This is a genomic window from Stenotrophomonas sp. STEN029 (genome assembly GCF_056760015.1).
Genome location: NZ_JBRREC010000135.1, coordinates 1 through 8,830, shown reverse-complemented (window position 1 = coordinate 8,830; position 8,830 = coordinate 1). Strand labels below are relative to the sequence as shown.

The following is an 8,830-nucleotide window of genomic DNA, read 5'->3' as shown; positions in this document are numbered from 1 at the left end:
GGACCTGGAGCGCGCAGCGCGGAAGGCGCGTAGGCAGGGTGTGCTTGACCAGCCATTCGGCTGTTGAAAAGGCGCCTCTTTGGGCCACGTTTCTTTGCACAAGCAAAGAAAGGTGCGCTCGTGCCCCGAAGGAGAGCGGAAACCTTTGATTCTGGTTTTGCTGTTGCCGCTGCCTTGGAGGTGCCAAAGGGCAAGTCAAAGTCAAAGTCAAAGCAAGGGCTTTCGCTCCCCGTCGGGGAGCGAGTTACTTTTCTTTGCTTGTGCAAAGAAAAGCTAACCAAAAGAAAGCACACCCTGCCTACGCGCCCACGACGCTGCGCGCCGCGGGTCCACTCCGCCGCCGGGATTTTTCGACGAGACGTCCCTGTCTCGTCGAAAAACGACGCACATCCCTGTGCGTCGCCCCATTCGGGGTCTTGTCTGCCAGCTCCGTCGCTGCGGAAGGGGACCCGGTGGAGCACGAGCAACGGCAGGAGCCGGAGCAACTGCAACTGCAGAAGCTACCCCTCCCCAACCCTCCCCTGCACTTCGTGCAAGGGAGGGGGCTGGAGCAACAGCAACAGCAGAAGCACCAGCTACCCCTCCCCGGCCCTCCCCTGCACTGCGCGCAAGGGAGGGCGCGAAACACTGCTCCGCTTGCTTGCGCTATCCCTTAAAGTCTTCAGCAGATAAACATCCATACGCCCATGCCACCTCTGGTAAAAATCCGCTCCGAACGCGAACAGATGTCGGCCATCGAACGGCGCATCGCCGACTTCATCCTCGACAACGCACACCTGCTGCGCGACTACTCCTCGCAGCAGCTGGCCAATGCCTTGGATATCAGCCAGTCCAGCGTGGTCAAGTTCAGCCAGAAACTTGGCTTCAAAGGCTATCCAGACTTGAAATACTCGGTAGGCGCCGCCGTCGCCGCAGCTGGCAACGGCGAAAGCACCAGCTGGCCGCCGGAGGACCAACCCGGCGGCTACCTGCTGGTTGCCGAGACCCTGCGCCGTGCCAAAGCCGCTGCCGAAGAAGAAACCATGGCCGCCAACGCGCAGGCCGACGTGGAAGCCGTCATCGCACTGGTCGACAATGCACCCAAAGTCTTCATCTACGGCTTGGGCGACGATGGCCTGTACGCGCGCGAGTTCGCCATGCGACTGTCGCTGCTGGGCATCCTCACCGTGCAACATGCCGATCCCATCTTGATGACCGCCAACCTCTCCGCCGCCCGCCCCGGGGACGTGCTGTTGGTGTTCTCCGAGTTCGGCAAGCTGCCGCAGCTATGGCAGCTGTCGCGGCAGTTCCAGGAAGTCGGTGGCAAGGTCGTGTCGATCACCCGCCACACCGCCAATCCACTGCGCGCGCATGCGGATGCCTCGTTGGCCATCTGCGCGCACGACCCGCAGCCGCCGATCGCGCAGCTGCTTTATCGCAGTTCGCTGCAATATCTGCTGGATTTCGTGTTCGTCCTGCTGTGCCAGACCAATCCTGATCGGCAACGACAGCTGGCATTGAACCAAGAACGCATCCAGCACCTGATCGACATCTGACCTCGGGAACCGTCGCCATGCTCATCTCGTTCCAACGTAACGTCCGACACCTGCTGGGCTGCGTGTTGATGGTCATCGCACCAGTCAGCTTCGCCTCGCCACTCGCTACTCCTGTACACAGCGCCCGCCAGTTGATCGTCGTCACCACACCCAACTGGGACGCGACCAACGCCCACCTGCAAGCCTTCGAACGCACCGCCGGCGGCTGGAAGGCCCACGATGCCGGCTTCGATGTCAGCCTCGGCCGCAGCGGCAGCGCCTGGGGCGTAGGCGTGCATCCGCAACAGACAGATGGCCCGCAGAAGCGCGAAGGTGATGGCCGCAGCCCGGCTGGCATCTTCGCCATCGGCCCGGCCTTCGGCTATGCCGAGCACATCGCCAGCGCCATGCCATACCAGCCGATGCTGGCCAGCAGCTACTGCATGGATGTACCGGCCTCGCCGCTGTACAACCAGATCGTCGATGCCACCAAGGTCGGCGAAGCCGCAGTCAAGGGTTCGACCGAAGCCATGCGCCTGGACCTGCACAACAACGGCGATCGTCGTTACCGCGAAGGCTTCGTCATCGAGCACAACCCCGCTGCAGTGCCCGGCCAGGGCAGCTGCATTTTCGCCCACCTGTGGCGCCAGCCTGGCGAGGCGACCGCTGGCTGCACAGCGATGGAACCAGAGCGCATGTCAGCCTTGCTGGAATGGCTGTCACCCGAGGCCAAGCCGCTGTTCGTGCTGCTGCCTGATGCCGAGTACCAGCGGCTGCAGCGCAGCTGGGGGTTGCCCGCACTTTCAGAAACCGCCCGTTGAGCATTTGTCCGGTTCCGGGCATCTTCCCTTCCTTTAGCCAAGCCTTCCCTTCATGACCGACAGCGCCCCCGCAAAATCTTCCAAGGTCTCAGCGCCCGTCAAGGTGCTGATCGCGCTGGTGCTGGCCGCCATCGTCGGGCTGGCACTGACCGCCTATGACCAGGCGCTCGCATTGAAGATCGCCGACCTGCTGCGGCCAATCGGCCGGCTCTGGCTCAATGCCCTGCAGATGACGGTGGTGCCGCTGGTCACCGCACTGGTCATCGTTGGCGTCAATACCGCCAGCAATGCGGCGGCATCGGGACGCACGGCGCGCAATGCGATCATCGTGTTCCTGATCCTGCTGGTCGGCTCGGCCGCGTTCTCGGCCGTCATCACCCCGTTCCTGCTGGACCTGCTGCCGCGCGATGCAGACAACATCCAGGCCTTCCGCGATGCGCTGCGTTCGCCGGCAACCGCAGCCACGCCGCTGAGTGCCGCGCAGTGGATCAGCTCGCTCATTCCCAGCAATGCACTTGCCGCCGCCGCCTCCAGCGCGATGCTGCCGCTGGTGGCCTTCGCCATGTTCTTCGGCTTTGCGCTGAGCCGGCAGGAACCGGAGCGCCGCGACCGCATCCTGGACATCATCCGCATCATCGCCGACACCATGATCACCATCGTGCGTTGGGTGCTGTGGGCGGCGCCGGTAGGCGTGTTCGCGCTGGTCTTCGTGGTCTGCGCTGAAGTAGGCATGAGCATCATCGGCGTGCTTGGCTACTACATCGTGCTGATGTGCGTGATCTACATCCTGATCACCCTGCTGCTGTACCTGGTTGCCCGCTTCGCTGCCGGCGAGCCGTTCGGCCGCTTTGCTCGGGCACTGGTGCCGGTACAGGTGATCGCCGGCAGCACGCAGTCCTCGCTGGCCTCGCTGCCGGCCATGATCGACAGCGCGCGCAATCGTCTGGGCTACCCGCCTGCCTTGACCTCGCTGGTGCTGCCGATGGCGGTGTCGCTGTTCCGCATCACCAGCCCGGCGCAGTACATCGCCGTGGCCAGCTTCATCGCCTGGCTGTACGGCATGGACGTGCATGCTTCGCAATACGCGGTGGCCATCTTGCTGGCCGCAGCGATCAGCATGGGCTCGACCGGCCTGCCCGGCCAGGCCAACTTCATGACCAACAACATGCCGATCACCCAGAGCCTGGGCCTGCCGGTGGAACCGCTGGGCGTGTTGCTGGCGGTGGATACCATTCCCGATGTGTTCTGCACCATCGGCAACGCGACTGGCGGCGTCACCGCAACCGGCATCGTCGCCCGGCACACGGCACAGCATCCGGAGCAGGACCAGACCAGCGACAGCTGATTGCCTGCAACCACTCCCGCCATCGGCGGGAGTGGTGCTCCATCATTCCTGCGGCGGCAGCGGCGGCGTGCCGTAGGCAGCATCGGCCGCCATCACGTCGCGGGTGTTCTTCTGCACCGCGACTGCGCCGAACAGCGACAGTGCGAACGACATGCCGTAGAAGCCCTTCTCGCTGAGCAGCAGGGTCGCGTTCCACAGGCCAACCAACAGCAGCAACAACGCGCACAACAGCGCAAACCAGCACAGGCTGTAATACAGGCTGCTTACCGGGATGCCCTCCAGGCGGTCACGCACACTCTTCTGCAGCGATACCGCCGAGAACAGGCCGAACAACAGCAGGGTCAGGTAATAGCCCTTTTCGTTGAGCAGCATCTGCGCATTGAACAGCCCGACCAGATACGCCACCGCCCCCAGCAACAATGCCGTCCATGCGGACGCGATGAACGCGGCAGAGGGGCGATAGATCTGTTGTTTCGTCATGAAAACTCCTTTTTTGTGCATGCGGGGGCCCAGTTCCACGGGCGCTCGGCCGCTACGGTAAGCGATTCCGTGCGCCAGTCCCATCCCCCGAACGGACAGCATCGGCTGTCATGGTGTACAACCCTGCACTGGTATCGCACCCCGCTTCCGGAGACCTCCATGCCCCGTACCCTCCTGCTCAGCATGAGCCTGGCCCTGGCCCCCGCCCTGTTCACCAGCGCCTGCGCCGCTGATCCCGACCCGGCCGCCGAAGCCGCGCTGAAGCCCGCGCAATGGCCGTTCACCGCCACCGAGACAGCTCGCTTTGATGAGCCCTGGGCAATGACCTTCCTGCCCGACGGCAGCCTGCTGGTCACCGAGAAGGCCGGCAAGCTGGTCCATTTCGACCCCGCCAGCGGCAAGCGCGGCACCATCAGCGGCGTCCCGACCGTTGCTTACGGCGGCCAGGGTGGCTTTGGCGACGTGCTGGCCCATCCGCAGTTCGCCAGCAATGGGCTGGTCTATTACAGCTACGCCGAAGATGGCGAGGACGATACCCGTGGTGCCGCCGTCGCCCGCGCCAAGCTGGTATTGAACGCCGATGGCAGCGGCACGTTGAGCGATGCGCAGGTGATCTGGCGGCAAACGCCCAAGGTCACCGGTCGCGGCCATTACGGCCATCGCCTGGCCTTCGGCCCGGATGGCAAGTTGTGGATCAGCTCCAGCGAGCGGCAGAAGTTCGACCCGGCGCAGGACATGAAGACCAACCTGGGCAAGATCATCCGCCTCAACGACGATGGCAGCGTGCCGGCCGACAATCCGTTTGTGGCACAGGGTTCACCGGCGGACCAGGTGTGCTCGCTGGGCCACCGCAGCGTGCTGGGTATCGCCTTCGACGGCAACGGCAAGCTGTGGGAACACGAGATGGGTCCGAAGGGCGGCGACGAGCTGAACCTGATCCAGCGCGGCGGCAACTACGGCTACCCGATCGTCTCCAATGGCGACCATTACGACGGCCGCCCGATTCCCGATCACGACACCCGCCCGGAGTTCATCGCCCCGGTGGTGACCTGGCGCCAGGTGATCTCGCCGGCCGGCTTCATCATCTACAACGGCAAGCAGTTCCCGCAGTGGCAGGGCAGCGGCTTCATTGGCGGCCTGTCGTCCAAGTCGCTGGTGCGCGTCGCCTTTGATGGCGACAAGGCCCGCGAAGCCGAGCGCTTTGACATGGGCAACCGCATCCGCGAAGTGGAGCAAGGCCCGGACGGCGCGCTGTGGCTGCTGGAAGATGGCGCCAACGCAAAGCTGTTGAAGCTGACGCCAAAGGCAGGCTGACGCCTCCGCTTCCTGTAGTGCCGAGCCACGCTCGGCAGAGGCTTTACTGGTAATGCCCACCTGTAGTGCCGAGCCATGCTCGGCAGAGGCTTTACTGGTAATGCCCGCCTGTAGTGCCGAGCCATGCTCGGCAAGGGGCCTTACCGGTAAAGCCCCTGCCGAGCATGGCTCGGCACTACAGGCGGGCATTACCAGTAAAGCCTCTGCCGAGCATGGCTCGGCACTACAGATGAAGTTTTACTGCCAAGGCCCATGCCGGGCATGGCTCGGCACTACCGATATCAGCGCAGGCGTATCGCCAGGCCTACCGCCTGCACCAGGCCATAGCTGATCAAGGCCGCCGCCAACGCCAAGGTCAATGGACTGGCATTGCCCATGCCCGCGCCCATGCCCTGGCTGAAAGCGCCGCCATACCAGCGCCAGGCCAAGCGTCCGATCAGCAATACCGCCAAGCCACCGCCGATCCACGGATTCGGCGTGTAACCGGCCCGCCCATCGCGTGGACTGATCAAGGTGTGTTTGAGTGCGAACACACCCAGCCCAAGCCCGGCGACTGCGCCGGCAGCAATCCCCAACGCAACATGCGGGATATATATCGCCGCAGCTACCAGCGCAGCACTCACCAACGACAGCAGACCGATACGGAAGCCGTTACGAACGGGGCGCCATGGCTGCCAGCCGAAGTGGCGACGGATACGCCGGTAATACAACCAACCAAAACCAGCCGTCATCAACCAAGGCATGTAGACAGGCAATGCAGCAGGCATGAAGCGTCCCCGTGTTGTAGGAGCGGCGTAAGCCGCGAAGCTGACAATAAACCAGACATCGTAGTGCCGCGCCAAGCGCGGCCGCGGCGTTTTTGGCAATGGTTCAAAACGCTCCCCCACCCCCCCCCCCCGTGCCCCCTGCTCTGGCTCTCCACCCGCCCCCCCCCCCCCCCCCCCCCCCCCCCCCCCCCCCCACTACCGGAAGCAAAGCTTACCTCGCGTACATCGGTTTGAATCAGGGGCCCAGCAGCTCAAAGCTGACGGCATCCCCACTCACCGACGAAGCGCATACCCACACATCAAACAGCCCTGGCTCGGCGGTGTAATCACCGTCCACACCAGTGAACGCCAGCTGCTGTCGGTCCAGAAGGAACTCAACGTCCACCGAGTCGCCGGCAGCTACATCAACCTTACGGAACGCCTTCAGCTCGCGCACCGGCCGTACCCGGCTGGCGACGCGATCATGCACGTATAACTGCACCACTTCCTCTCCCGCAACCGCACTGATGTTGCGCAGCGTGGTGCGGATCACCAGCTCACCGTCCCAAGCCAACTGCGGCGTGCTCAGGCGCGGCGTTTCATATTCAAAGCGCGCATAGCCTATGCCATGGCCGAATGCATACAGCGCCGTGTTCGGGAACTCGCGCCAGCGCGCCTTGAATTCCGACATGGTCGGCAGTTCGGGTCGGCCGGTACGGGGATGACTGTAGAAATAGGGCTGCTGGCCCGAGGCGTGCGGGAAACTCACCGGCAATCGCGCCGACGGGCTATAGTCGCCAAACAGGATGTCGGCCAGCGCATGGCCATTCTGCGTACCCAGATACCAGGTAACCACAATAGCCTGCGCATCACGCACCGCACCTTGCAGCGCCAGCGCGCGACCATTGCGCAGCAGCACCACCAGCGGCGTGCCGGTGGCGGCAACGGCTTCGGCCAGTGCCTGCTGTGCCGGCGGCAAGGTGATCTCAACGCGCGACTGCGCTTCACCGCTGTAGCGCTGCGGTTCACCGACTGCCAGCACCACCACATCGGCACGTTGCGCGGCGGCGACCGCGGCTTCGATGCCGCCTTCCAGCGACTCTTCCAAACCGCAGCCCGCCACGACTTCCAATGCCGCGGCATCGCCAAGGGCGGCACGTACGCCGCTCTCCAGGGTGACGTAACGCGACTTGTCGCCGAACAAGGTCCAGCAGCCTTCGATGTTGTCGCGGTCCTGCACGAACGGGCCAATCAATGCGATCTTCTGGCCCTGCTTCTTCAGCGGCAGCAACTCGGCTTCGTTCTTCAGCAACACCACCGAGCGGCGCGCGGTGTCGCGCGCCAATGCGTCGTGTTCTGCGATATGCGACTGATCAGCCTCGCGCGCCGGGTCCAGCGAACGGTAGGGGTTGTCGAACAGGCCGATCGCATCCTTCAAACGCAGGATGCGGCGTACCGATTCGTCGAGCACCGCCATCGGCACATCACCGGCGTGCACCAGCCCGGCCAGATGCTGGTCGTAAAAACCGCTCTGCATGCTCAGGTCCAACCCGGCGAGGAAGGCCTTGCGGGTCGCATCCACTTCATCGGCGGCATAGCCGTGGGCGATCAGCTCCATGTCGGCGGTGTAGTCGGAAACCACCACGCCCTCGAACTTCCATTGCTTGCGCAGCAGATCGGTCAGCAGCGCGCGATTGGCGCTGGCCGGAACACCGTTGATGTCGTTGAAGGCGCTCATCAGCGACAACGCGCCGGCATCCAACGCCGCCTTGAACGGCGGCAGGTGCACATCGCGCAGGGTCTGCGGCGAGATATCCACCTGCGCGTACTCCATACCTGCGGCAACCGCACCGTATGCAGCGAAATGCTTGGGCGTGGCCAGCAACGAGTCTTCGGCAGTCAGGTCATCGCCCTGGAAGCCGCGCACGCGCGCGGCTGCGAATTCGCAGCCCAGCACCACGTCCTCGCCCGCCCCTTCGGCACCGCGTCCCCAGCGCTGGTCGCGGGCGATATCCACCGCCGGTGCATAGGTCCAGTGGATGCCAGCGGCAGTCGCTTCGATGGCGGTAGCGCGAGCAGTGCGACGGGCCAGGTCCGGCTCGAAGCTGGCGGCCTCGCCCAGCGGGATCGGGAACACGGTGCGCATGCCGTGGATCACATCGGAGGCGAGGATGACCGGAATACCCAGCCGGCTTTCCTCCAGCGCCACCTGCTGGATGCGCCGGCCCAGCTCGGCGCCGACGCCATTGAACAAGGACCCGACGCGGCCTGCGCGCACCTGTTCCAGCACCTGCTCGGCATTGCGTACGTTGGCCTCCGGGTTAACGTCCGGGGCGAACGGCCGGACCATGTCGGCGAATACGCTGAGCTGGCCGACTTTTTCGTCGACGGTCATGCGGGAAATCAGGGATTCAATGCGGTCGGGGGCCACCGGCAGTCCTTCATGTAAACGATTTCAAGCGGGCAATTCTAGCGCTACAAGTGTGAAGCGGCTGCCGCATGGCTGCAGCGGTAGTGCCGAGCCATGCTCGGCAGGGGGCTTTCCAAGCGAAGAACCACCCCTCCCCAACCCTCCCCTTGGCTTTGCCAAAGGGAGGGGGCGTGATGCCG

At 64.2% G+C, this 8,830-nt stretch carries 7 protein-coding genes; 4 read left to right on the top strand and 3 right to left on the bottom strand.

Features of this window, described 5'->3' with window-relative positions:
- Window positions 1–686 precede the first annotated feature (686 nt).
- The 3 genes from ACVOLI_RS19620 (at window position 687) to ACVOLI_RS19610 (ending at window position 3,680) form a co-directional block, all read left to right on the top strand.
- A complete protein-coding gene (locus ACVOLI_RS19620) occupies window positions 687–1,535 on the top strand; it encodes a MurR/RpiR family transcriptional regulator (protein WP_481615664.1) in 849 nt (282 codons plus the stop codon).
- Window positions 1,536–1,603: 68 nt separating this feature from the next.
- Window positions 1,604–2,335 (top strand): L,D-transpeptidase family protein, encoded by a 732-nt coding sequence (locus tag ACVOLI_RS19615; protein WP_481615665.1) that lies wholly within the window; start codon window positions 1,604–1,606, stop codon window positions 2,333–2,335.
- A 52-nt stretch (window positions 2,336–2,387) separates the two neighbouring features.
- Window positions 2,388–3,680 carry a dicarboxylate/amino acid:cation symporter gene (locus tag ACVOLI_RS19610; RefSeq protein ID WP_481615663.1) on the top strand — a complete coding sequence of 431 codons (1,293 nt, stop codon included), beginning with the start codon at window positions 2,388–2,390 and terminating at the stop codon, window positions 3,678–3,680.
- Between the two features lie 42 nt (window positions 3,681–3,722).
- On the opposite strand, the gene yiaA is transcribed toward ACVOLI_RS19610, so the two are convergent.
- Window positions 3,723–4,160, bottom strand: coding sequence for an inner membrane protein YiaA (yiaA, locus tag ACVOLI_RS19605; RefSeq protein ID WP_296246843.1), 438 nt, complete (start codon window positions 4,158–4,160; stop codon window positions 3,723–3,725).
- A 159-nt stretch (window positions 4,161–4,319) separates the two neighbouring features.
- Between yiaA and ACVOLI_RS19600 the strand changes: the two genes are divergently transcribed.
- Window positions 4,320–5,474, top strand: a complete 1,155-nt coding sequence (locus ACVOLI_RS19600; protein WP_481615662.1) for a PQQ-dependent sugar dehydrogenase — start codon at window positions 4,320–4,322, stop codon at window positions 5,472–5,474.
- Window positions 5,475–5,755: 281 nt separating this feature from the next.
- Here ACVOLI_RS19600 and ACVOLI_RS19595 read toward each other — a convergent pair whose 3' ends face one another.
- Window positions 5,756–6,241, bottom strand: a complete 486-nt coding sequence (locus ACVOLI_RS19595) for a CcdC protein domain-containing protein (RefSeq protein WP_481615661.1) — start codon at window positions 6,239–6,241, stop codon at window positions 5,756–5,758.
- Window positions 6,242–6,476: 235 nt separating this feature from the next.
- On the bottom strand, window positions 6,477–8,651 hold the full coding sequence (locus ACVOLI_RS19590; protein WP_481615660.1) for a glycoside hydrolase family 3 N-terminal domain-containing protein: 2,175 nt from the start codon (window positions 8,649–8,651) through the stop codon (window positions 6,477–6,479).
- Window positions 8,652–8,830: the final 179 nt, after the last annotated feature.

Coding starts and splice junctions, on each gene's coding strand:
- ACVOLI_RS19595 (WP_481615661.1), bottom strand. CDS start 6,241: ATGCCTGCTGCATTGCCTGTCTACATGCCTTGGTTGATGACGGCTGGT.
- yiaA (WP_296246843.1), bottom strand. CDS start 4,160: ATGACGAAACAACAGATCTATCGCCCCTCTGCCGCGTTCATCGCGTCC.
- ACVOLI_RS19615 (WP_481615665.1), top strand. CDS start 1,604: ATGGTCATCGCACCAGTCAGCTTCGCCTCGCCACTCGCTACTCCTGTA.
- ACVOLI_RS19610 (WP_481615663.1), top strand. CDS start 2,388: ATGACCGACAGCGCCCCCGCAAAATCTTCCAAGGTCTCAGCGCCCGTC.
- ACVOLI_RS19600 (WP_481615662.1), top strand. CDS start 4,320: ATGCCCCGTACCCTCCTGCTCAGCATGAGCCTGGCCCTGGCCCCCGCC.
- ACVOLI_RS19620 (WP_481615664.1), top strand. CDS start 687: ATGCCACCTCTGGTAAAAATCCGCTCCGAACGCGAACAGATGTCGGCC.